Genomic DNA, 24,209 nt, shown 5'->3' with positions numbered 1-24,209 from the left:
GTTACTCAACACACTTAAATCGCGAATTTATAACCCTTGGGCATTCGTGATGCGGGTAGGCGGCAACTTCACTCATCCCCAGGAGCTTACACAAGTAAGTGACCGGGGTGAGTAAAGGCAGCCAACACCCCTACATCGTGAAGGACGACAAGGATTAGCAATAACCGTAGGTCATTAAACGCTGATAACGACGATCACGCAGCTCTTCATTATTCAGAGCGTCCAACTCGCCGAGATCAGCTTCAAGCTGAGCACGCAGAGAAGCGGCCATTGCTGGAACATCACGATGCGCGCCACCCAGAGGTTCTGGGATCACGGAGTCGATCAGTTTCAGCTCTTTCAAACGTGGAGCAACAATGCCCATGGCTTCAGCCGCCAGCGGTGCTTTATCTGCGCTTTTCCACAGAATAGAAGCACAGCCTTCTGGTGAAATCACCGAGTAGGTGCTGTATTGCAGCATGTTGACTTTGTCGCCCACGCCGATAGCCAATGCACCACCAGAACCGCCCTCGCCGATAACGGTACAAATTACCGGTACGTTAAGACGAGACATTTCACGCAGGTTGCGCGCGATAGCTTCGGACTGTCCACGTTCTTCAGCGCCCACGCCAGGGTATGCGCCCGGAGTATCGATGAAGGTGATGATAGGCAGTTTGAAGCGTTCGGCCATTTCCATCAGACGCAGTGCTTTACGATAGCCCTCAGGTGCTGGCATACCGAAGTTACGGCGAATTTTCTCTTTGGTTTCGCGTCCCTTTTGATGACCAATGATCATCACGGCACGTTCACCCAAACGAGCGATGCCGCCAACGATAGCTTTATCGTCAGCATAGGCACGGTCGCCCGCCAGTTCATCAAAATCAGTAAAGATGTGCTTGATGTAGTCAAGAGTGTAAGGACGACGCGGATGGCGAGCCAACTGCGCAACCTGCCAGGCACCCAAATCTGAGAAAATTTTACGAGTCAGTTCAACGCTTTTATCACGCAAGCGCGCCACTTCTTCGTCCAGATTAATATCTAATTTTTCGTCTTGACGACTGACTGCAGTCAGCGAGTCAATTTTCGCTTCCAGCTCCGCAATCGGCTGTTCAAAATCAAGAAAATTCAGACTCATAGCATTCCTATTTTAGTCAAATTCCAGTTCAACCTGCTCTGTACCTACCAGAGACCGTAAATCAAGCAGCAGACGATCGGTTGGCGTAACACGCCAGGTAGCACCAAATCGGAGCCTTGCCCGAGCGTTCTCCCGTTGGTAATACAGGTGCACTGGTATCGTCCCCGATCGATGAGGTTCCAACGATTCACGAAGACGGTTCAAAAGCTGGTCATCAATTTGCCTGTCAGTCAGCGATATAGCAAGACCACGAGCGTATTTTTCACGCGCTTCACTGATGTCCATTAAATCACGGGCCATCATTTTAAGCCCGCCGTTGAAGTCATCAAAGCTGACCTGTCCTGTCGCGATCAGGATACGGTCTTTTTCCAACAAATGCTGAAATTTCTCTAAAGCTTCTGTAAACAACATCACTTCAAGACGACCAGAACGGTCGTCCAGCGTGCAAATACCAATGCGGTTACCCCGCTTGGTCATCATCACCTTCGCAGCAACAACCAAACCCACTGCGATGGTCATTTTTCCCCGATCGGTCGGGTGCATATCTTTCAGGCGCTGGCCGCCGCCGTAACGCTCGATTTCTTTGAGGTACTGAGTGATCGGATGCCCGGTAAGATATAGCCCCAGGGTTTCACGTTCGCCATCCAATACCTTTTGTTCCTGCCAGGGAGTAACACTGGCGTAGGATTTTTCGACCTGTTCAGGCTCTTCAGCCAATACTCCGAACATATCAACCTGGCCAATGGCTTCCGCTTTGGCATGTTGATCGGCCGCTTTCAACGCATCACCCAGCGAGTGCATCAATGCTGCGCGATGCGGGCCGAGGCGGTCGAAAGCCCCGGACATAATGAGTTTTTCCAGAATGCGCCGATTAAGCTTTTTGGTATCGGAACGGGCACAAAGGTCAAACAGCTCTCTAAAATAACCGCCTTCGTTACGCGCTTCAATGATTGCTTCAATCGGACCTTCGCCGACGCCCTTGATAGCGCCGATACCGTAAACGATTTCACCGTCGTCGTTAACATGAAAATGATACAGACCGCTGTTGATGTCAGGCGGCAGGATTTTAAGCCCCATACGCCAGCATTCGTCGACCAGCCCAACCACTTTGTCGGTGTTATCCATATCCGCGGTCATTACCGCGGCCATAAATTCTGCCGGATAGTGCGCCTTCAGCCAAAGCGTTTGATAGGACACAAGCGCATAGGCCGCAGAGTGTGATTTGTTAAATCCATAACCGGCAAACTTCTCTACCAGGTCGAAGATTTTAACTGCCAGTTCGCCGTCAATGCCGCGTGATTTTGCACCGTCCTCAAAACCGCCGCGCTGCTTGGCCATCTCGACCGGATTCTTTTTACCCATTGCACGACGCAGCATATCCGCGCCGCCAAGCGAGTAACCGGCCAGCACCTGAGCAATCTGCATAACCTGTTCCTGATACAGGATAATGCCGTAAGTCGGCTCCAGAACAGGTTTCAGTGATTCATGCTGCCACTGAATATCAGGATATGACAACTCTTCGCGACCGTGCTTACGGTCGATAAAGTTGTCTACCATGCCTGATTGCAGCGGCCCGGGGCGGAACAGCGCCACCAGGGCAATCATATCTTCGAAACTGTCGGGCTTCAGGCGTTTGATCAAATCTTTCATGCCGCGTGATTCAAGCTGGAAGACCGCAGTGGTTTCCGAGCGCTGCAGCATGTCGAAACTTTTCTTATCGTCTAACGGAATAGCAGCAATATCAAGCGGTTCAAGACCGGTTTTAGCACGACGGGCGTTAATCATATTTAGCGCCCAGTCGATAATCGTCAGCGTGCGCAGGCCGAGGAAGTCAAACTTGACCAGCCCGGCGTATTCGACGTCATTTTTATCAAACTGGGTCAGTGGGTTTTTGCCCTCTGCATCGCAATAAAGTGGTGCAAAGTCGGTGATTTTAGTCGGTGCAATAACGACACCACCGGCGTGTTTACCGGCATTGCGCGTCACGCCCTCCAGCTTGCGCGCCATATCAATCAAGGCTCTGACTTCTTCGTCGGCCTCATAGATTTCAGGCAGCTGTGGCTCAGCCGCGAAGGCTTTTTCCAGCGTCATACCCGGATCGGGCGGCACTAGTTTGGAAATACGGTCAACGAAACCGTAAGGATGGCCCAGCACGCGGCCCACATCGCGGATTACCGCTTTTGCCGCCATGGTACCAAAGGTAATAATCTGTGAAACCGCCTCGCGGCCATACATTTCGGCAACGTGATCGATAACTAAATCACGCTTTTCCATACAAAAGTCGACGTCAAAGTCAGGCATCGAAACGCGTTCCGGGTTTAGGAAACGTTCGAACAGTAAATCGAATTCCAGCGGATCCAGATCGGTTATCTTCAGCGCATAAGCAACCAGCGACCCGGCGCCAGAACCACGCCCCGGCCCGACGGGCACCGCGTTATCTTTAGACCACTGGATAAACTCCATAACGATCAAGAAGTAACCCGGGAAACCCATCTGGTTGATCACCCCGAGTTCGATATCGAGACGATCGTCGTATTCCGGGCGTTTCTCTGCTCTGACTGCGGGATCCGGGAACAGGAATTCCAGACGTTCTTCCAAACCTTTCTTTGAGCACTCGACCAGGAAGTCTTCGGTAGACATATCGCCAGTCGGGAACTGCGGCAGGAAATACTCGCCCAAGCGGATAGTCACGTTACAGCGCTTGGCTATTTCAACGCTGTTGAGCAGCGCTTCGGGGATGTCGGCAAACAGCTCGCACATCTCTTCTTCACTGCGCATGTATTGCTGCGTGGTGTAATTTTTTTGGACGTTTAGGATCGTCGAGAGTGAAGCCGTCATGGATAGCCACGCGGATCTCGTGCGCATCGAAATCACCTTCAACCAGGAAACGCACGTCATTCGTCGCAACGACGGGTAAACCGGTCTCTCCAGCCAGCGCAACTGCCTGATGAAGATAGTTTTCTTCATCCGGGCGACCGGTGCGGATAAGCTCAAGATAGTAGCGATCAGGAAAATATTGCTGATAGAACTCGACGCACTGATCAACCTGTAACTGATTAGAGCGGGTGAGAAATTTGCCGATATCGCCGTGACGGGCACCTGAAAGCAACAGCAGGCCTTCGTTAAGCTCTGCCAGCCATTCACGCTCGATAATCGGTCCTGCCGCACCGTAGCCACGCTGATAGGCACGGGAAATAATCAAGGTAAGATTCTGATAACCTTGATTGTTTATCGCCAGTACAGTCAGCTGAGCCAATTCGTCGCCCAGCATATCGCTATGAACGTTGAAATCTGCACCGATCAGCGGTTTGATCCCCGCGCCGTGTGCCGCCCCATAGAATTTAACCAGACCACAAAGGTTGGTGAAGTCGGTGATACCCAGTGCAGGCATGCCGAGGGCAGCGGCTCGTTTCACCAACGGGCCAACCTTGGCTAATCCATCAACCATGGAATAGTCACTGTGTACGCGCAGATGAATAAAACGAGGTTCAGCCATAGTCAGATACCAAACATATGAGGGTGGCAGTTATAAAAACTGGGTAAACAATGCTGCTAGAGTACCGCGATTAACCCGATACGACGACATTTTCCAACGCGCGCCTGACTGGAGCAAAGCTGCGACGATGATGAACGGTTGCCCCAAGGCGAGCAAGCTGTTCCAAATGTGCAGCGGTTGGATAGCCTTTATGCTTGGCAAAACCGTATTCGGGAAACGCTAAATCTAGCTCAACCATTTCACGGTCTCTGGTGACTTTTGCCAATATGGACGCGGCGCTGATTTCTGCCACGCGGCTATCACCCTTGACTACAGGCTGCGAAGGCATCGCCAGCGTCGGGCAGCGGTTACCGTCAATCAGCACAAAATCAGGCGTTACTGCCAGCCCAGCTACGGCGCGCTGCATTGCAAGCATGGTGGCATGCAGGATATTCAGTTCGTCGATTTCAGCCGGATCTGCGCGACCGATGCACCAGGCCAGCGCTTTTTCTTTGATTTCTTGATACAAAAATTCGCGGCGTTTTTCGCTGAGCTTTTTGGAATCAGCCAGACCAATAATTGGCCTTGCAGGGTCCAGTATCACCGCGGCGGTCACTACATCGCCCACCAGCGGGCCACGCCCAACTTCGTCCACACCAGCGATTAAATTAGCCTGTGGGTAGGTAAAAATCTCTGTCATTTATTCGCCAACTCTATCACCGCCTGCGCCGCCTGCTCGTCGGCATCGCGACGAATACTTTCATGAAGCGTCAGGAAGGTTTCTTTCAACTGATGACTTTTCTCCCCACCGGCCAGCAATGGCAGCAGTGCGGCAGAAAGTTTATCGGGCACGCACTCTTCTTGCAGCAGCTCGGTCACGATTTCACGACCGGCCAGCAGGTTAGGCAGGGAAACATAGTCCGTTTTAACCAAACGCCTGGCTATCCAGTATGTTACCGGTTTCAAACGGTAACCCACTACCATCGGACATTTTGCCAACATGCATTCCAGTGCTGCCGTGCCCGAGGCAAGCAAAGCCGCGTCGCTGGCAATCATCGCATTACGCGCCTGGCCGTCGAGCAAGTGTGCTGGAAGATCGGGTGCAATTTCCGCCTTGATACGCTCAAACTGTTCGCGGCGTTTAGCATTAACCAGAGGTACCACAATGTGTAAATCTGGATAGGTTTTCCGCAACTGTAACGCTGTTTTCAGGAAATCGGCGCTGAGCATTTCTACCTCGGCGTGCCGACTGCCGGGCAATAGCGCCAGGCAATGGATATCCTGCGGAATACCTAACGCTTCGCGGGCCAGTTTTTTATCGGGATGCAATGGAATAGAGTCTGCCATCGTATGGCCGATAAAGCGGCAGGAAACGTTAAATCTGTCATAAAACGCTTTTTCAAAAGGCAAGAAAGCCAGCACCAAATCGGTGGCTTTGCCAATTTTGAAAACGCGTTTTTGTCGCCAGGCCCAAACTGAAGGGCTGACGTAATGAATGGTTCGAATACCGCGCTTCTTAAGGCGGCCTTCCAGCCTAAGATTGAAATCAGGGGCATCGATGCCAATAAAAACGTCAGGCTTAAGCTCGCTAAACCGTCGCGTAAGTTCATTACCGATTTTTAACAGGCGAGGTAGACGCCCAAGCACCTCTACCAAGCCCATCACCGCCAGCTCTTCCATCTCAAACCATGCCTCACATCCTTCTGCCTGCATTAGAGGGCCTGCGACCCCCACAAAGCGTGCATTGGGATAGTGGCTCTTGAGAGCCCGGATCAAGCCCGCGCCTAGAATATCGCCAGATGTTTCGCCGGCAACCAGGCCAATTGTCAGAACGGGCTTTTCCATTATTTCTTAAATCCAGTTGAGCAGCTTAAACAGCGAACCTGAGTGCGGGTTCTTTATTAGCGAATAATGCCGCGCGTTGAACGGGCAAAGAAATCGCTAAATGGCTGTACTGCCGGGAACTCGGCGGCAATAGCGGCAATCTCGGGGAGCGATTCTTCAAGCGTATTGCCACTGCGATAAAGCACTTTATAGGCATTACGGATAGCATGAAGAGAAGGCTTGTCAAAACCACGACGTTTTAACCCTTCGATATTAATACCGAAAGGTGTCGCATGGTTGCCCTGAGCTATAACGAACGGTGGCACGTCCTGCGCAACGCCGGAGCATCCGCCAACCATCACGTGAGCACCGATAATGCACCACTGATGTACCGCCGTCATGCCACCAATAATGGCAAAATCATCAACCTGAACGTGACCGCCCAAGGTTGCGTTATTGGCAAGGATACAGCGATTGCCAATTACACAGTCATGCGCAATATGGGCATTGACCATCAGCAGGTTATCACTACCTACTTTGGTCAGCCCGCCGCCTTGAACGGTTCCACGATGAATGGTCACGCTCTCACGAATATTGTTGCGATCGCCCACTTCAACACGCGTTGGCTCACCGGCATATTTGAGATCCTGATTGATTTCCCCAATGGAAACAAACTGGAATATGCGGTTATCGCGACCAATTTTGGTCACGCCATTAACTACCACGTGTGACTTAAGCTCGGTGCCTTCGCCAATCTCGACCTGAGAGCCGATATAGCAGAAAGGACCGATGTGAACACCGGCACCAATAACTGCCCCTTCTTCAACTACGGAGCTTGGGTGAATAAAGGCGGTTTTATCAATCACGGATTATTTCTCCTGACTACGGGCACACATCATCTGGGCTTCACAAACTACCTGACCGTCGACTAATGCCTTGCCGTTGAACCAGGTTACGCCGCGACGAGTTTTCTCGAAAACGACTTCCAGCACCATAGTATCACCGGGTACAACAGGCTTTTTAAAACGAGCGCCATCAATGCCAGCAAAGTAGTAAAGCTCACCTGGCTCAAGTTTACCGACGCTTTTAAACGCAAGCAGACCGGTAGCCTGTGCCATGGCTTCAAGAATCAGTACGCCAGGAAAGATCGGTTTGCTGGGAAAATGTCCCTGGAAACAAGGTTCGTTAAAGGAAACATTTTTAATTGCACGAAGTTTTTTATGCGGAGTGAACTCGATAACCCGGTCCACCAGCAAAAAAGGAAAACGGTGCGGAAGCAGCTCAAGTATTTCTCCAATACCAAAACCTTCTACGCTAACTTCATGTTCGTGATCGCTATGAGTAGGAGTGCTCAAAATACTCGTCCTGTCTAAAATTACTGATATCATCAATAGCACGGCCTGCGTGACCCTCAAAGAGGAGCATTCTGCAGGCCGCAAATAGAGACTAAGAATCGTAAAGGCAATGAATTATAGAACAAAATCATCACCTTACTTATTGATTTTTAGTGTTTGTTGTTGGTAAGTTAGTCTTCTTCGATTCTACGCTCTACAGCTTTTAAGCGTTTATTCATCTCGTCGATGTTCATAACCAACGCGGCGGTTTTACGCCAAACTTTGTTCGCCTGTAACGGAATACCGGAGGAGTATACCCCAGGTTCGGTAATTGGTCGCATCACCATTCCCATTCCCGTTACAACCGCCTTGTCGCAAATCTCCATGTGACCGTTAATGACACTGGCTCCGCCAATCTGGCAATAACGCCCGATTTTCAGGCTACCGGCCATGATCACACCGCCTGCGACTGCCGTATTGTCTCCAATCACGACGTTGTGTGCAATCTGACATTGATTATCAATGATCACACCATTACCAATTTGCGTATCGTCAAGCGCGCCACGGTCGATGGTTGTGCAGGCGCCGATCTCCACAGAGTCACCAATAATCACAGTGCCAAGCTGCGGGATCTTCACCCAATTTCCGCGATCGTTAGCATATCCGAAGCCATCTGCACCGATAACGGTGTTTGACTGAATCAGACATTTCTGACCAATTTCAACGCGATGATAGATTGATACATTGGCCCAGATACGGGTACCGGCACCAATTTTAGCATCTTTTCCGATAAAGCAACCTGCACCAATAATGACACCGTCGCCTAATATAACGCCAGATTCGATAACTGCATTCGCGCCTACTGATACTCGATCGCCGATTTTAGCATCGGGAGAGATAACAGCGCTCGGGGCTATGTCCTGAGCCGGTGCTGGCGTGGTGTCAAGTAACTGAGCCATGCGAGCGTAAGTCAGGTAAGGGTTTTTAACCACAAGTGCCGCACTTTGGCAAAAGGGCAGATCCGCTTCGGTCAACACTACAGCACCCGCATTACAGGTAGCCAACTGTTCACGGTAACGGCTGTTTGATAAAAACGTGATTTGCTCAGAGTGTGCGGAATGCATTGAAGCAATGCCGGTGATGACGAAATCGCCATCACCGTGCAATTGTGCATCCAACTGCTGTGCGAGATCAGCCAGTCGAATTGAAACCATGCTTATTTAACCTGTTTCAACACTTCGTCAGTGATGTCTTTTGCATCGTTAGATGCATAAGCCAGAGCGTTGGCGTCGATGACGATATCCAGACCATCTTTTGCTGCTACAGTTTTAACTGCATCCTGGATACGGCCCAGGATTTTGTTACGCTCTTCTGCCTGACGCTTACGATTGTCATTGTCAAAAGCCTGAGCTTTTGCAGAGAAATCTTCGCGGTTAGCCATAACTTGTTTTTCAAGTTTTGCACGATCAGCGGCTTTCATTGTACTTGCGTTACGCTGCAGGTTTTGCATCTGAGATTGCAGAGCAGTTTCCTGAGCTTGCAGTGCTGTAGCACGGCCTTTGAATTCGCTTTCCAACTGTTTTGCAACAGCTTCACGAGCTGGCATTTGCTGGAAAATTTCTTGAACGTTTACAACACCAATTTTATCAGCAGCTTGAACGCTAGCTGAAGCAGCCATAACTAATCCGAGGCCTGCGGCGTATAACCACTTTTTCACTATAAACTCCTTCCATCACCCGTTTGTGCTCGAAAGCACAGTAATTTACGCATAAGGCCTGAGTAATTACTCGGACCTTATGCGTTTCTGCTGATAAGGCTCAGTAGTTTTAACAGATTACCACGTTTGACCGATGTTAAACTGGAACTGTTCTGGCTTATCACCTTCGTATTTCTTGACTGGCTGCGCATAAGAGAACGACAGAGGTCCCAACGGAGACTGCCATTGTAATGCGATACCGGATGAAGCACGAATATTGCCTGGTTTGCTATAGTCTGGAATACCGGCAGCAATAGTTTCTGCGGTATTGTGCCAGTTGGTATCCCACACGGTACCAGAGTCAACGAACAACGAGGTACGCAGTGAGTTGACGTATTTATCACCCACAAACGGAGTAGGTACGATAAGCTCGGCACTCAACAGGCCCATCGCGTTACCGCCGACCGCATCGTCAGAGTTGGTTACCGGACAACCGTTATAGGAAGTCGCACCTGTTGGGCAGTTGTAGTAAGCCGCTTTAGGACCAATGGTATTCGACTGGAAACCACGGACGCTGCTTGAACCACCGGCATAGAAGTTGTCGTAGAACGGCACTTCTTTACCGCCCAGGCCGTCAGCATAACCGGCACGAGCACGTCCCATCAGCACCCACTTGTGACTCTCGGTCAGAGGCAGATAGCTGGTAGCGTCGAAGGTGACTTTATAATACTTGTTGGTTGAACCCGGAACAGTAATTTTACCGCTCAGGCTGGCTTTGGTACCCGCTGTCGGGAAGAAGCCACGGTCCAGGTTGTTGTAACCCCAACCCGTAGTCAGGAAGAAGTCATTGGCGCTAAAGCTCGCGTCCGACGTATTATTCTGACCCGCGACAACGTTTGGATTTTTGCCCGCACTGTACAAGTAACGGAACATCGCAACCTGCGGTTCCATATTTGACAGGTCATTGTGGACATAGTCCGCACCCAGACGAAGCGAGTTGTTCTCGTTGACCGGGAAGCCCAACGTGGTGCCGAAACCGTAGCTCTTGTTGGTATACTCGGACAGGTCCGCGTCATCTGCTTTAAAGTCGTTGTAGAAGAGACGGCCGCCCAGGCTCACGCCATCAACCGTGAAATACGGGTTGGTAACAGTCAGCTCGGTATAGGTTTGGTAATCATTTTTAGTGCCGGTAATGCCAGCCTGATAACCCGTACCTAACCAGTTATCCTGCTGAACGCCGACGGTAAAGCTAACGCCGCTTTCTGAACCGTAGCCTACGCCAAAGTTAAATGTACCGGTGTTACGCTCTTTAACTTTATAGACAACGTCAACCTGATCGGCAGTGCCCGGAACGCGCTGAGTTTCAACATCAACGGTTTCGAAATAACCCAGACGATTCAGACGCTCTTTACCTTTGTCTACCAGATCGCTGCCAAGCCATGCACCTTCCATCTGACGCATTTCACGACGCAGTACGCTGTCTTTGCTGGTGTCATTACCTTCAAAGCGAACGTGGCGGACATAGTAACGGTTACCGGCATCGACATTGATATGCAGAATAACGGTTTTGTCTTTATCGTTGATTTCAGGCTGCGTGGTCACTGTTGGATATGCGTATCCGTAACGACCCAGCAAAGCTTTGATATCATTCTCGATCTTGGTCACTTTGGCGCCGTTATAAAGCTCACCATTGCTGATTTTGCTCAGACTTTCAATTTCAGCCGAGTGACCTTGCATGTTACCCGCAACCTGAACACCGGCAACTTTGTACTGATCGCCTTCGTGGATATTCAGGGTGATGTAGATACCCTTCTTGTCCGGCGTCAGACTGACCTGAGTCGAGTCGATGTTGAAGCGCGCGTAACCGCGATCAAGGTAATAGCTGCGTAAGGTTTCGAGGTCACCAGAAAGTTTTTGCTTCTGGTATTTACGATCCCCAATGACGTTCCACCACGGCACTTCGTCACGTAGCTGAAACTGGGAAACTAATTGATCGGTGCTGAATGCGTGGTTACCGACGATGTTGATCTGCTGGATTTGAGCAGACAAACCTTCGGTAAAGACCAGTTTCAAGTCAACGCGGTTGCGTGGCAAAGGAGTCACGACGGCTTTTACCGACGCGCTGTATTTACCGACGCTGTAGTAAAAGTCTTCGAGGCCCTTTTCGATATTCGAGACTTGTGTACGGTCAAGCGCGTCGCCAACCCGGACGCCAGAGGCATCAAGGTTTTGTTTAAGCATGTCATCTTTCACCGCTTTATTGCCGGAGAAAGTGATGCTGGCGATGGTTGGGCGCTCTTTGACTTGAACAATCAGGGTATCGCCATCACGCAGAACGCGAACGTCCTCAAAGTTGCCAGTGGCAAACAATGCACGAATGGTATTACTGATATCATCGTCGGTAACGGTATCACCTACGCGAACCGGCATATTGAGTAACGCCGCACCGACGGCAACGCGCTGGAGGCCTTCGAAATGAATATCCTTCACTACGAATCCATCTGCGCCGTATACGGTCGCGCTGCCAAACAGCAGCGACGCTATGAGCAACTTTTTGATCGCCATCGTTGTTATGCGTCTTCCTAACCTAATCCCCGCCTTAAAGACGGGAGAAATCATTGAAAAGTGCAAGCCCCATCAACAACACCAGCAAAACTGAGCCAATGCGGTAACTGAAGTCCTGAACTCGCTCGGAAACTGGCCCACCCTTGAGCTTTTCTATTGCCAGAAACAGCAGGTGACCACCATCTAACACCGGTAATGGGAACAGATTGATAATACCGAGATTGACACTTATCAATGCCAAAAACATTAGGTAGTAAACAAATCCGTATTCAGCTGACAAACCTGCGCCCTGTGCAATGGAGATAGGGCCACTCAGATTATTCAGCTTCACATCGCCGGTTATTAACTTGCCCAGCATATTGACCGTTAACTTCATCAGTTGCCAGGTTTTATCCCCAGCCTCGGATAACGCTTCCAACGGCCCATACTGGCGAATCGTTTTATACTCGTCAGGCAGTGGGATAATTTTTGGTACTACCCCGGCAAAACCCTGCACCTGCCCTTTACCCACTGATTTAGTGTCTGGTATCAGCGTTAAGTTCAAAGGTTGTCCGTTGCGCTCGACGTCTAATACCATCGATTTGCCAGGATTATCGCGTACCTGAAGCGCAAAAGCTTGCCAACTTACCAAAACCTGACCATCAACTTTAACGATCCTGTCTCCGGCTTGCAAACCAGCCTTCTGCGCAGCAGAGTCAGCCTGTATCTGAGCCAGAACAGGCACTATCTGAGGCCCACGAGGAATGATCCCCAGGGCAACGACAGGATCCTGTTTTTCCGGGTCAAAATGCCAGGCGTCGAGATCAAGTTGCTTTTCAACCACCTGGGACTGAGATGAGCCAAACGGCGCAACTCCGATGGTCGTTTTCGCATCTCCAATTTCGCCAATCAACGCCATGCGAACAGATTCCCAATCAGGCGTTTCGATACCGGCAACTGACTTAAGTTCCATGCCCGGTAAAATATTGGATTGTGCAGCAACGGATTGCGGCGTAATTTCGCCGACAACCGGGCGCACGCTGGGAACGCCGATAATAAACACCAGCCAGTAGGCGAAAACAGCGAAAATGAAGTTGGCGATGGGGCCCGCGCTGATAATGGCCGCGCGCTGCCAGACGGCTTTGTTATTGAAGGATTTATGAAGAAGTTCCGGGGCGACCGCCTCAACACGCTCATCGAGCATTTTGACATAGCCGCCCAGCGGGATCAGGGCCAAAACGTATTCAGTTCCCTGTTTGTCGGTTCGACGCAACAGCGCCTTACCAAAACCGACCGAGAAACGTTCAACGTGTACACCGCAGCGACGAGCAACCCAGAAATGGCCAAATTCGTGCACGGTGATAAGCACCCCCAATGCGACGATAAAGGCGGCCAGGCTCCAGAGTATGTTCATCATAATCCTAACTTTCCCTTAAAAACTGCCGCTGGCAGAAGATTAATACACCAACAGCATCAGACAGGCAAAAACCGGCACCGCAGCAGTTAAACTGTCAATACGATCCATAATCCCGCCGTGGCCAGGTATTAAATTACCACTGTCTTTAATCCCTGCTTCACGCTTGAACATGCTTTCGGTTAAATCACCAAGAACAGAGGCTAAAGCGGCAATCACAGAACAAATCAACAGGGTTACAGGAACTACGTTCAACGGCGCATAGCGCCCAAACAGCCAGGATATCACTGCAGAGGTCAACAGACCCCCAACCAGACCTTCCCAGGTTTTACCCGGTGATACTTTAGGCGCCAGCTTGTGTTTGCCAAACAGCTTACCAAACAAGTAAGCGCCGGAATCTGCACCCCATACTAACAGCATCACGTACAGCAACCACCACGCACCGCTGTAATGATTTTCTGCATAGCCATAAAGGCGCAGCGACAGCATGCCCCAGAAGAAGGGAACAATGGTCAATAAACCGAAAATCAGTTTAAGCGCACGCGAATTCCGCCATGCCGCAGCAGAGCCGGGATATGAAACAACCAGCACAAGCGCCAGTATCCACCAGGCCAACCCCAGCCACAGTGAACCGCTGATTTGCAGCAGGTGAACCGACTGTTGATAGGCAGGAAGACTCAACATCATGGCAGTTAATACAAACCCGCAAAGAATAGCCAACCATACACGCTGAGTTCGTGACTTGTATCCGGCAAATTGTCCCCATTCCCAGGCAGCCAACATACTGACGACAATAGTAACGACGGTAAAACCGACAGGCGGTAATAAAAATAGCGCAGCAATGACCAGAGGAATCAAAATCAAAGCTGTAATAATGCGATACTTCAGCAAAAGTTCTCCCTAGGACGCATCGGCGCCGATAGGTGTAGTCCCCCCGAAGCGACGCTCGCGTTGTGCAAAAGCATTCAGCGCACCTTCAAAGACAATTTCATCAAAATCAGGCCAGAGGACGTCAGTAAAGTAAAGTTCCGCATAGGCTATCTGCCAAAGCAGGAAATTACTGATACGATGTTCCCCACCGGTTCTGATCACCAGGTCAACAGGTGCCAACTCACTCATACAAACTGAAGCATCCAGTGCCTCTTCCGTGATTTGGTCCGCCCGAAGTGTACCAGCTTCAACCTGACCTGCCAGCTTCTTTACGCCTTCAATGATATCCCAACGTCCACCGTAATTGGCGGCAATGTTAAGAGTCAGGCCATCATTGTTTTGTGTCAGCGTTTCAGACTTGCGGATCATGTCCTGCAGACGCGAGCTAAAGCGGCTGACATCGCCAATCACCCGCAAGCGAACATTATGTTTATGCAGGCTTTTCACTTCGCTGTTCAAAGCGCGAATAAAAAGCTGCATCAACGCAGAAACTTCCTGAATTGGGCGATTCCAGTTCTCACTGCTGAAGGCATAAAGCGTGAGCGCATCTAAATGATGGCTTGCAGCAAAGCTAACCGCTTTACGTACGGACTTTACTCCCGCTTTATGACCAAAGACTCGCATTTTTCCCTGGCGTTTAGCCCAACGGCCATTCCCATCCATAATGATGGCTACATGGCGCGGTAGCAGACAAGTTGTATCAGTCATTTGTTGATTTTCGAGCGACATAACCCCTACTCTTTTCCTTCAGCTAGAATTAACGACGTCACCTGAAACCCTGCATTCGCGTGCATGATGGAGCGTGCGCGTAAAAAAGCCGTGAACCCAACAGGCACGGCTTCACCTGACTACCAACGTGCTAAAAATAAATATGTATTGCCATGAAACACAATTATACGTAGTCAGGAGGCGCAGACTATATCATTTCAACGTTGTTCGAACAAACAGCCTCAACCAATGACGCATAATTTTACAGAGTAAATGTCTTTAATAACAAGAATGCGCTGTCTCTGGCAGAACGGTCTATCTCTAAAACCTCTTCTACGCAGGTAGGTTCTGCAGGCAATGGTTTTTCCAATACTTGCTGATTCAGTCTGGCAATGTCACCGAAGCGAATCTGCCCTGCGAGAAAGGCCGCAACCGAGACTTCATTGGCGGCATTCAGCGTCGTAGTGGCAGACTGGCCAGTTCGACTCGCGTCAATCGCCAACTTCAGGCACGGATAGCGAACATAATCTGGCTCGCTGAACGTTAACGCCCCCATCTTGCAGAAATCCAGTGGTTGGACGCCTGCTGAAACTCGTGCAGGATAAGCCATCGCATGAGCGATTGGCGTGCGCATGTCCGGGGAACCCAGCTGTGCCAGCACGCTACCATCAATGTAACGAACCATCGAGTGAATCATCGACTGAGGATGAATGATCACTTCCATCTGTTCCGCAGAAGCATTAAACAGCCAGCGCGCTTCAATATACTCCAGCCCCTTATTCATCATGGTGGCAGAGTCGACGGAAATTTTACGGCCCATTGACCAGTTAGGGTGTGCACAGGCGCGTTCCGGCGTCACGGCGTCAAACTCTGCCAATGGAAGTTCACGGAAAGGACCACCTGAGCCGGTCAGAATAATGCGCGATACACCGTTTTCTTCCAGTGAGGCATAGCCCATCTGCTGCTGCACCTTTTCGGGCAGGCTCTGGAAGATAGCATTGTGTTCGCTGTCGATCGGTAATAGCTGACTTTGGCTTTCACGTACCGCATCCATAAAGATGCGACCACAAGTCACCAGGGATTCTTTATTTGCCAGCAAGACGCGTTTACCGGCTTTTACTGCCGCCAGCGTTGGCAGGAGTCCTGCTGCCCCAACAATAGCCGACATAACCTGGCTGACATCATCCAGCGCTGCAAGTTCGCAGGCGGCGTTAACGCCGGAAAGAACCTCGGTTTTACTCCCCTGCTCCTGCAGAACAAGGCGCAGTGCTGCTGCAGACGTCTCATCGCCCATCGAAGCATATTGCGGGGAAAACTCGAGGCATTGCTCAGCCATTACCTGAACATTATTTCCGGCGACCAGCGCACGAACACTAAAGGCATCGGGATTAGAGCGCACAACCGAAAGTGTGCTGGTGCCTACAGAACCCGTGGAGCCAAGAATAGTCAGTTGCTTCATGAAGGTACTCAGTATAGCGATAGTCATTATCGGAAGTGACACAGTCTGTTACTCATCGGGCCGCTTGTCTATCAGATTTAAGCACCAAATACTGTGGTTCACTACGAAGGAATGCTGCCCATTTTATTGATAAATTCTTAATTTACAATTAAGTATGGGAGTTTTAGGAGAAATGCCGATTTAAAAAAAATTAAGCGCCGCTTAAGCGACGCTTCGTAAACTGCCTGCAAAATGATTAGAAATCCAGCAATTCGGCTTCTTTATCACTCAGAGATTTGTCGATTGACTTGATGAAGACATCAGTCATTTTCTGAATATCGTCTTGAGAACGGCGATCTTCATCTTCACTGATTTCTTTGTCTTTCAACAAAGCTTTCACTTTGTCGTTGGCATCACGGCGCACGTTACGCACTGAAACACGGCCCTGCTCTGCTTCGCCACGTACGATCTTGATCAGATCTTTACGACGCTCTTCAGTCAGCGGAGGCAATGGAACGCGGATGGTGCTGCCAGCAGACATTGGGTTCAGACCCAAATCTGAAGTCATGATGGCCTTTTCTACAGCAGCGCTGATAGAGCGGTCAAACACGGTGACTGCCAGAGTACGAGCATCTTCTACGACTACGTTGGCCAACTGGCGCAGCGGAGTTTTTGAACCGTAGTAATCAACCTGAATACCATCGAGGATGCTCGGCTGTGCACGGCCGGTGCGGATTTTGCTGATGTTGTTTTCGAATGCTTCAACGCATTTGCCCATGCGAACTTCAGCATCTTTTCTGATGTCATTTATCACGTTGCGAACCTTTGGAAACAGATTACTAGGCAGACCATAGTCTTAGTATAGTCCGTGAATATTCAAAATGGTCGTCTGGGACAACAGCAGGTTATTCGCCTTTGGAAATCAGCGTACCTTCGTTTTCGCCCATAACCACGCGGCGCAGTGCGCCTGGTTTGTTCATGTTGAAAACACGAATTGGCAGATTATGGTCACGAGCCAGCGTAAAGGCGGCAAGGTCCATGACTTTCAATTCTTTATCCAGCACGTCAGTATAAGTCAGGTGGTCGAACATGGTCGCGTCTGGGTGTTTAACCGGATCGGCAGAGAACACACCGTCAACTTTAGTCGCTTTCAGAACCACGTCGGCTTCAATTTCAATCCCGCGCAAACAGGCCGCAGAATCGGTAGTAAAGAATGGGTTGCCAGTACCGGCTGCAAAAATCACGACACGGTTATTACGCAGCAGGCTGATTGCTTCGGCCCAGCTGTAATTGTCGCAAACACCGTTAAGCGGAATTGCCGACATCAGGCGCGCATTCACATAGGCACGGTGCAGTGCATCACGCATTGCCAGACCATTCATAACTGTGGCCAGCATTCCCATGTGATCGCCCACCACGCGGTTCATTCCTGCCTGAGCAAGACCGGCACCACGGAACAGGTTCCCGCCGCCAATCACGACACCCACCTGGATGCCCAGCTCAACCAGTTCTTTAACTTCCTGTGCCATGCGATCCAAAACGCTCGCATCGATACCAAAACCTTCACTGCCTTGCAGGGCTTCGCCACTGAGTTTTAGCAGGATACGCTGATAAACGGGTTTCGCATTGGTAGCCATGGTGTCTGTCCTAAGAAGCAATGTGTCGTAATGGGATGGTCGTTTTTTTTGCATCACAAATCCTGTGATGTTATCAGACAAAAACTACAGTCTGACATAACTGCTAAAGGGTTGAACCCCTGGATATTTCAAGGCTGGATAAAACGGAACCGCCAATTGCAGCGGTTCCATTTTTTGCATCAATCCAGCATTAAGACTGTTTGCTCATTGCAGCAACTTCTGCAGCAAAATCAGTCTCGGCTTTCTGGATGCCTTCGCCCACTTCAAAGCGGATGAAGTTAACAACGTCAGCGTTGTGCTCTTTCAGAACCTGAGCAACAGTTTTGCTTGGTTCGATAACGAAAGGCTGACCAGTCAGAGAAACTTCGCCGGTGAATTTCTTCATGCGGCCTTCAACCATTTTCTCTGCGATTTCTTTAGGCTTGCCAGACTGCAGTGCGATGTCCAGCTGAACCTGGTACTCTTTTTCTACAACTTCTGCAGAAACGTCTTCTGGCTTAACGAATTCTGGCTTGCTTGCAGCAACGTGCATAGCGATTTGCTTAACCAGCTCTTCATCGGCACCAGTAGCAGAAACCAGAACACCGATGCGAGCACCGTGCAGGTAGCTACCCAGAACGTCGCCTTCCAGAGAAGCGATACGGCGAATGTTGATGTTCTCACCGATTTTGGCAACCAAAGCAACGCGCTCTTCTTCGAACTGTGCTTTCAGTACTTCAACGTCAGTGATTTTGCCAGCGAAAGCAGCATCCAGCACTTTTTCAGCGAAAGCCTGGAAACCACCATCTTTAGCAACGAAGTCGGTCTGGCAGTTAACTTCAAGGATCAGACCGTAGTTGCCTTCGATTTTGGTTTTGATCACGCCGTCAGCAGCTACGTTGCCTGCTTTCTTAGCAGCTTTGATCGCGCCAGATTTACGCATGTTTTCGATAGACAGCTCGATGTCGCCGTTAGCTTCAACCAAAGCTTTTTTGCAGTCCATCATGCCAGCGCCAGTACGTTCGCGCAGTTCTTTTACCAGGGCAGCGGTAATATCAGCCATTGTAGTTTCCTCGATTATCCCAGTGCAAAAAGTCGTTTTGCAGTAGGATATTTCTCGCATTTAAGATAAGCAAAGGGGGCCAATTAAGGCCCCCTAACCAACATATTCAATACCTGGTTAATAAGGGCTGCATACCCATCATCTTTCAATCTGCATGTGCGTTGGCTGCCCTCGCTCACCCCAGTCATTTACTGATGTAAATTCCGGGGGATTCGTTCAGTTGCCGCCTTCCTGCACCTTGAAATCTATTGGGTATATCGGAGCCGTCCTTATTATTCAGCTTCTACGAAGCTTTCTTCTGCCTGAACAGCCAAGTCTTGAGAACGGCCTTCACGAACAGTGGCAGCAACGGCGCTCAGGTACAGATTCACTGCACGGATTGCGTCATCGTTACCAGGGATAACGAAGTCAACGCCATCCGGATCGGAGTTGGTATCAACAATAGCGAATACCGGGATACCCAGGTTGTTAGCTTCTTTGATTGCAATGTGTTCGTGGTCGGCATCGACAACAAACAGTGCATCAGGAAGACCACCCATATCCTTGATACCGCCCAGGCTATTTTCCAGCTTCGCAAGCTCGCGAGTACGCATCAGAGCTTCTTTTTTGGTCAGCTTTTCGAAAGTGCCGTCTTGTGATTGAATTTCCAGATCTTTCAAACGCTTGATTGACTGACGAACGGTTTTCCAGTTAGTCAGCATACCGCCCAACCAGCGATGGTTCACGAAGAACTGATCGCAGTTGTGTGCAGCGTCTTTTACCGCTTCGCTTGCTGCGCGCTTGGTACCAACGAACAGGATCTTACCTTTGCGGGAAGAGATCTTGGTCAACTCAGCCAGAGCTTCGTTGAACATTGGTACAGTCTTCTCAAGGTTGATGATGTGAACCTTGTTACGTGCGCCGAAAATGAATGGCTTCATTTTCGGGTTCCAGTAACGGGTCTGGTGACCGAAGTGAACACCGGCCTTGAGCATGTCGCGCATGGAAACAGTTGCCATGATAAAACCTCTATAGTAAATGTTTGGGGTTATGCCTCCACGTATCCCGTGCAACCGACCCCGTAAAAAGCCATCGTCAGACAGCAATTCCAGAGCACCCCGGCGCAGGTGTCGATACGTGTGTGTTATTACTTATTAAACGAATAAGTACACAAATGAGTGAGTATTTGGCTCATCCACTTTTTGCCTGCTGCAACAAGACCTGAGTCTTTCTGCAAAGACAATACAGTGATTGCCGGCGCGCTTTATACCATAAATTCGGACCAGAAACCAACTAAACTTAAACAAAAGCGCGGCGGAAGAATGATAATTTGGCAGCTCAGAACAGGGCTGATACCATGAGCCCATCTAATATTATTGTCGACCGGCAGGCATAAAGAAAGGCTGTTTTAGCAAAGGTCGTCAAAAACATGACACCCGCAGGATTCATTCATGGCAATTTCAATCAAAACACCTCAAGACATCGAAAAAATGCGCGTCGCTGGCCGCCTGGCTGCCGAAGTGCTGGAGATCGTCGAACCGCACATTAAACCCGGCGTCAGCACGGCTGAACTTGACCGCATCTGTCACGAGCATATCACTGTGAATCAGCAGGCCATACCTGCCTGCCTGGGTTACCACGGCTTTCCGAAGTCAGTGTGTATCTCGATCAATGAAGTGGTATGTCACGGTATTCCAAGCGACGAACGTCTGCTCAAAGACGGTGATATCGTCAACATTGACGTCACGGTCATCAAAGACGGTTTTCATGGTGATACCTCAACCATGTTTATCGTCGGCAAGCCAACCATTCTGGGCGCGCGCCTTTGCCGTGTAACGCAAGAAAGCTTGTATCTGGCGCTGAAAATGGTCAGACCGGGTATCCGACTGCGTACGCTGGGCAAAGCAATTCAGCAGTTCGTTGAAGCCGAGAAGTTCTCTGTGGTTCGCGATTACTGCGGACACGGCATCGGCGAAGGCTTCCATGAAGAACCACAGGTCTTGCACTATGATGGCGATGACGGTGGCGTGGTGCTGCAGGCTGGCATGGCTTTCACCATCGAGCCGATGGTAAACGTCGGTGGTTTCCGTATCCGCACCATGAAAGACGGCTGGACGGTGAAGACGCAAGACCGCAGCCTGTCGGCACAGTACGAGCACACTCTGGTTGTCACTGAGAACGGCTGTGAAATCATGACCCTGCGTAAAGATGAAACGCTGCCAAACATTTTGGTTCACGAGACTACAGCAGCAAACTAAGTCTTGAAAAAATTTCGAAGCCGGCGCAAAAGTCGGCTTTTTTATCATAGTGTCTTGTCGTCTATTTACATCAATGCAGGGCTACGCACTTATGTCTGATTCATTTCTGTCTAAAAATCTTATCCATCTAGCCTTGCCCCTGCCGGTCGAGATTACCCGCGCATTCCCTGACAAACCCGCTTCGCCCTCAACATATAAAGATAACGAGCTGGATCGCCAATCGCTGAAACAGCACATGGATGAATTCCAGCTTTGGCTGGCCGAGGCGTTTAACTGCGGGCAACGCGTCGAGGAGCTGGTTGCCGCTCGGGCGCTGTATATCGATCAGATGCTGCAACGACTATGGATCTTCTATGGTTTTGATAAAATTCCTGAAACTGCGATGGTGGCCGTTGGCGGCTACGGTCGCGGTGAGCTGCATCCGCTTTCAGACATTGACGTGCTGGTCCTCAGCCAGAAACGTCTTAACGAAGATCAGGCGCAGCGCATTGGTGAACTGATTACCCTGCTTTGGGACCTCAAGCTTGAAGTCGGCCACAGCGTGCGCACGTTGGAAGAATGTTTGCTGGAAGGCCTGGCAGACCTTACCGTTGCTACCAACCTGATTGAATCGCGCCTGATTTGCGGCGATGTCGCTCTGTTTTTGAATATGCAAAAGCACATCTTCAGCGACGGTTTTTGGCCCTCTCCAACCTTCTTCCGGGCGAAAATCGCCGAGCAGAATGAACGCCATCAGCGCTACCACGGCACCAGCTATAACCTCGAGCCGGATATAAAAAGCAGCCCCGGCGGCCTGCGGGATATCCACACCCTGTTATGGGTTGCGCGTCGCCACTTTGGTGCCACGTCGCTGGACGAAATGGTCAGTTTCGGCTTCCTGACCAAGGCCGAGCGCAATGAAATAAACGAATGTCAGAGTTTCCTGTGGCGTATCCGTTTTGCGCTGCATCTGATCCTCAACCGCTACGATAACCGCCTGCTGTTTGATCGTCAGCTCAACGTTGCTCAACTTTTGCAATATCAGGGTGAAGGCAATGAGCCGGTCGAGCGGATGATGAAAGACTTCTACCGCATGACCCGCCGCGTCGGCGAGCTGAATCAGATGCTGCTGCAACTGTTTGATGAGGCGATTTTGGCTATCGGGCCAAATGAAAAACCGCGCCCGCTGGACCACAACTTCCAGCTGCGCGGCGACCTTATCGACGTTCGCGACGAAACACTGTTTGACCGCGAGCCGCAGGCGATTATCAGCATGTTTTACCTGATGGTCCGCCATCGCGAAATCAAAGGCATTTATTCGACCACCGTGCGCCTGCTGCGCCGCACCCGTCGTCATTTGCAAACGCCGCTGTGCATGATCCCCGAAGCGCGTGAAATTTTTATGGCTATTTTGCGTCATCCGGGAGCCGTTTCACGAGCGCTGGTGCCTATGCATCGCCACAGCGTGCTATGGGCCTACATGCCGCAGTGGGGCCTGATTGTCGGCCAGATGCAGTTCGACTTGTTCCACGCCTACACTGTCGATGAACATACCGTTCGCGTGCTGCAAAAGCTGGAAAGTTTCGCCGATGAAAATACTCGTCCGCGCCATCCACTGTGTGTCGACCTGTTCCCGCGCCTGCCGCAGCCAGAACTTTTACTGATGGCGGCGCTGTTCCATGACATTGCCAAAGGCCGTGGCGGCGATCACTCAGTGCTGGGCGCACACGATGCACAAGAGTTCGCCGAGCTCCACGGGCTGAGTTCCGTAGACAGTCAGCTGGTTTCGTGGCTGGTGCGCTGTCACTTACTCATGTCTGTCACCGCTCAACGTCGCGATATTCAGGATCCTACTGAAATCCAGCAGTTCGCAGCCGAGATGAAGACTGAAAACCGCCTGCGCTACCTGGTGTGCCTGACGGTGGCAGATATCTGCGCGACCAATGAAACGCTGTGGAACAGCTGGAAGCAGAGCCTGATACGCGAACTGTATTTCGCCACTGAAAAACAGCTTCGTCGCGGCACGCAACATACTCCGGACCTGCGCGAGCGGGTGCGCCATCATCGATTGCAGGCCTTGGCGCTGCTGCGTATGGACAATATCGACGAAGAGGCGTTGCATCATATCTGGAGCCGCTGCCGTTCCGATTACTTCCTGCGTCACACGCCAAATCAGCTGGCCTGGCACGCCCGCCACTTGCTCGATCACGACTCCACCAAACCACTGGTGCTGGTGAGTCATCAGGCGACGCGCGGCGGAACCGAGATCTTTATCTGGAGCCCGGACAAACCTTATCTTTTTGCTGCCGTGGCGGGGGAACTGGACAGGCGAAATCTGAGCATCCACGACGCACAGATCTTTACCAACCGCGACGGCATGGCAATGGACACCTTTATCGTGCTCGAACCGGACGGCAATCCGCTGACGCAAGACCGCCACGAAACTACTCGTTTCGCGCTGGAACAGGCAATGCTTCAGGCCTACCAGCCGCCTCGTGCCCGTCGTCCGTCGCCCAAGCTGCGCAATTTCAGCGTGCCGACCGAAGTCAGTTTCCTGCCAACGCATACTGATCGCAAAACCTACATGGAGCTAATCGCGCTGGACCAACCGGGCTTGTTGGCACGCGTGGGGGAAGTATTCTCAGATTTGGGTCTTTCACTGCACGGCGCAAGGATCTCGACCATCGGCGAGCGCGTAGAGGATTTGTTTATTTTAGCCAACAGCGATCGTCGTGCGCTGGACAAGCAAACCCGCAGGGAAATTCAGCGAAGATTGACCGAGGTGCTCAATCCGTTCGACAAAATATGATACAAATAACGCTTGGCTTTTTTACTTT

The 24,209-nt window shown here is 50.7% G+C and carries 18 protein-coding genes and 1 pseudogene; 2 read left to right on the top strand and 17 right to left on the bottom strand.

The window, feature by feature from the left end; all coding sequences use genetic code 11:
- Window positions 1-154 precede the first annotated feature (154 nt).
- The 17 genes and pseudogenes from accA to rpsB all read right to left on the bottom strand — a co-directional run bounded on the left by accA (window position 155) and on the right by rpsB (window position 20,154).
- Window positions 155-1,114: an acetyl-CoA carboxylase carboxyl transferase subunit alpha gene (gene accA, locus SPM24T3_RS18675; protein ID WP_009638365.1), complete on the bottom strand. Its 960-nt coding sequence runs from the start codon at window positions 1,112-1,114 to the stop codon at window positions 155-157.
- A 12-nt stretch (window positions 1,115-1,126) separates the two neighbouring features.
- Window positions 1,127-4,610 (bottom strand): annotated as a pseudogene (gene dnaE, locus SPM24T3_RS18670) (DNA polymerase III subunit alpha).
- A 70-nt stretch (window positions 4,611-4,680) separates the two neighbouring features.
- Window positions 4,681-5,289 carry a ribonuclease HII gene (gene rnhB, locus SPM24T3_RS18665; protein WP_009638362.1) on the bottom strand — a complete coding sequence of 203 codons (609 nt, stop codon included), beginning with the start codon at window positions 5,287-5,289 and terminating at the stop codon, window positions 4,681-4,683.
- Window positions 5,286-6,434: a lipid-A-disaccharide synthase gene (gene lpxB, locus SPM24T3_RS18660; protein WP_009638361.1), complete on the bottom strand. Its 1,149-nt coding sequence runs from the start codon at window positions 6,432-6,434 to the stop codon at window positions 5,286-5,288. The genes rnhB and lpxB overlap by 4 nt, the downstream gene beginning before the upstream one ends.
- A 56-nt stretch (window positions 6,435-6,490) precedes the next feature.
- A complete protein-coding gene (gene lpxA, locus SPM24T3_RS18655; RefSeq protein ID WP_009638360.1) occupies window positions 6,491-7,279 on the bottom strand; it encodes an acyl-ACP--UDP-N-acetylglucosamine O-acyltransferase in 789 nt (262 codons plus the stop codon).
- A 3-nt stretch (window positions 7,280-7,282) separates the two neighbouring features.
- Window positions 7,283-7,768, bottom strand: a complete 486-nt coding sequence (gene fabZ, locus SPM24T3_RS18650) for a 3-hydroxyacyl-ACP dehydratase FabZ (protein WP_009638359.1) — start codon at window positions 7,766-7,768, stop codon at window positions 7,283-7,285.
- Between the two features lie 170 nt (window positions 7,769-7,938).
- Window positions 7,939-8,961, bottom strand: a complete 1,023-nt coding sequence (gene lpxD, locus SPM24T3_RS18645) for a UDP-3-O-(3-hydroxymyristoyl)glucosamine N-acyltransferase (protein ID WP_009638358.1) — start codon at window positions 8,959-8,961, stop codon at window positions 7,939-7,941.
- A 2-nt stretch (window positions 8,962-8,963) separates the two neighbouring features.
- Window positions 8,964-9,464: a molecular chaperone Skp gene (skp, locus tag SPM24T3_RS18640; RefSeq protein ID WP_009638357.1), complete on the bottom strand. Its 501-nt coding sequence runs from the start codon at window positions 9,462-9,464 to the stop codon at window positions 8,964-8,966.
- A gap of 117 nt (window positions 9,465-9,581) precedes the next feature.
- Window positions 9,582-12,008: an outer membrane protein assembly factor BamA gene (gene bamA, locus SPM24T3_RS18635; protein ID WP_009638356.1), complete on the bottom strand. Its 2,427-nt coding sequence runs from the start codon at window positions 12,006-12,008 to the stop codon at window positions 9,582-9,584.
- A gap of 34 nt (window positions 12,009-12,042) precedes the next feature.
- Window positions 12,043-13,404 carry a sigma E protease regulator RseP gene (gene rseP, locus SPM24T3_RS18630; protein ID WP_009638355.1) on the bottom strand — a complete coding sequence of 454 codons (1,362 nt, stop codon included), beginning with the start codon at window positions 13,402-13,404 and terminating at the stop codon, window positions 12,043-12,045.
- Between the two features lie 39 nt (window positions 13,405-13,443).
- Window positions 13,444-14,292, bottom strand: a complete 849-nt coding sequence (gene cdsA / locus SPM24T3_RS18625; protein ID WP_009638354.1) for a phosphatidate cytidylyltransferase — start codon at window positions 14,290-14,292, stop codon at window positions 13,444-13,446.
- Window positions 14,293-14,301: 9 nt separating this feature from the next.
- Window positions 14,302-15,060 (bottom strand): (2E,6E)-farnesyl-diphosphate-specific ditrans,polycis-undecaprenyl-diphosphate synthase, encoded by a 759-nt coding sequence (gene ispU, locus SPM24T3_RS18620; protein WP_009638353.1) that lies wholly within the window; start codon window positions 15,058-15,060, stop codon window positions 14,302-14,304.
- Between the two features lie 241 nt (window positions 15,061-15,301).
- Window positions 15,302-16,498: a 1-deoxy-D-xylulose-5-phosphate reductoisomerase gene (ispC, locus tag SPM24T3_RS18615; protein ID WP_009638352.1), complete on the bottom strand. Its 1,197-nt coding sequence runs from the start codon at window positions 16,496-16,498 to the stop codon at window positions 15,302-15,304.
- Window positions 16,499-16,733: 235 nt separating this feature from the next.
- Complete coding sequence (gene frr, locus SPM24T3_RS18610) at window positions 16,734-17,291, bottom strand: ribosome recycling factor (protein WP_009638351.1); 558 nt, start codon at window positions 17,289-17,291, stop codon at window positions 16,734-16,736.
- A 91-nt stretch (window positions 17,292-17,382) separates the two neighbouring features.
- A complete protein-coding gene (gene pyrH / locus SPM24T3_RS18605; protein WP_009638350.1) occupies window positions 17,383-18,114 on the bottom strand; it encodes a UMP kinase in 732 nt (243 codons plus the stop codon).
- 190 nt (window positions 18,115-18,304) lie between these two features.
- Window positions 18,305-19,156 (bottom strand): translation elongation factor Ts, encoded by an 852-nt coding sequence (gene tsf, locus SPM24T3_RS18600; protein WP_009638349.1) that lies wholly within the window; start codon window positions 19,154-19,156, stop codon window positions 18,305-18,307.
- Window positions 19,157-19,428: 272 nt separating this feature from the next.
- Window positions 19,429-20,154 (bottom strand): 30S ribosomal protein S2, encoded by a 726-nt coding sequence (gene rpsB, locus SPM24T3_RS18595; protein WP_009638348.1) that lies wholly within the window; start codon window positions 20,152-20,154, stop codon window positions 19,429-19,431.
- Window positions 20,155-20,586: 432 nt separating this feature from the next.
- Between rpsB and map the strand changes: the two genes are divergently transcribed.
- Both map and glnD read left to right on the top strand, forming a co-directional pair.
- The gene (gene map / locus SPM24T3_RS18590) at window positions 20,587-21,393 is read left to right on the top strand and encodes a type I methionyl aminopeptidase (protein ID WP_009638347.1); all 807 of its coding nucleotides are present in this window, start codon (window positions 20,587-20,589) and stop codon (window positions 21,391-21,393) included.
- Window positions 21,394-21,484: 91 nt separating this feature from the next.
- Window positions 21,485-24,181 (top strand): bifunctional uridylyltransferase/uridylyl-removing protein GlnD, encoded by a 2,697-nt coding sequence (glnD, locus tag SPM24T3_RS18585; protein ID WP_009638346.1) that lies wholly within the window; start codon window positions 21,485-21,487, stop codon window positions 24,179-24,181.
- Window positions 24,182-24,209 lie beyond the last annotated feature (28 nt).

Source organism: Serratia sp. M24T3, from assembly GCF_000257645.1.
Lineage (GTDB): Bacteria > Pseudomonadota > Gammaproteobacteria > Enterobacterales > Enterobacteriaceae > Rouxiella.
This window is presented reverse-complemented; position numbering and strand designations above follow the sequence as displayed.

What these genes read in the sequence shown, in the direction of transcription:
- pyrH (WP_009638350.1), bottom strand. Translation starts at nt 18,114, where the DNA reads ATGGCTACCAATGCGAAACCCGTTTATCAGCGTATCCTGCTAAAACTC.
- glnD (WP_009638346.1), top strand. Translation starts at nt 21,485, where the DNA reads ATGTCTGATTCATTTCTGTCTAAAAATCTTATCCATCTAGCCTTGCCC.
- lpxD (WP_009638358.1), bottom strand. Translation starts at nt 8,961, where the DNA reads ATGGTTTCAATTCGACTGGCTGATCTCGCACAGCAGTTGGATGCACAA.
- bamA (WP_009638356.1), bottom strand. Translation starts at nt 12,008, where the DNA reads ATGGCGATCAAAAAGTTGCTCATAGCGTCGCTGCTGTTTGGCAGCGCG.
- rpsB (WP_009638348.1), bottom strand. Translation starts at nt 20,154, where the DNA reads ATGGCAACTGTTTCCATGCGCGACATGCTCAAGGCCGGTGTTCACTTC.
- accA (WP_009638365.1), bottom strand. Translation starts at nt 1,114, where the DNA reads ATGAGTCTGAATTTTCTTGATTTTGAACAGCCGATTGCGGAGCTGGAA.
- ispU (WP_009638353.1), bottom strand. Translation starts at nt 15,060, where the DNA reads ATGTCGCTCGAAAATCAACAAATGACTGATACAACTTGTCTGCTACCG.
- rnhB (WP_009638362.1), bottom strand. Translation starts at nt 5,289, where the DNA reads ATGACAGAGATTTTTACCTACCCACAGGCTAATTTAATCGCTGGTGTG.
- rseP (WP_009638355.1), bottom strand. Translation starts at nt 13,404, where the DNA reads ATGATGAACATACTCTGGAGCCTGGCCGCCTTTATCGTCGCATTGGGG.
- map (WP_009638347.1), top strand. Translation starts at nt 20,587, where the DNA reads ATGGCAATTTCAATCAAAACACCTCAAGACATCGAAAAAATGCGCGTC.
- lpxB (WP_009638361.1), bottom strand. Translation starts at nt 6,434, where the DNA reads ATGGAAAAGCCCGTTCTGACAATTGGCCTGGTTGCCGGCGAAACATCT.
- tsf (WP_009638349.1), bottom strand. Translation starts at nt 19,156, where the DNA reads ATGGCTGATATTACCGCTGCCCTGGTAAAAGAACTGCGCGAACGTACT.
- ispC (WP_009638352.1), bottom strand. Translation starts at nt 16,498, where the DNA reads ATGAAGCAACTGACTATTCTTGGCTCCACGGGTTCTGTAGGCACCAGC.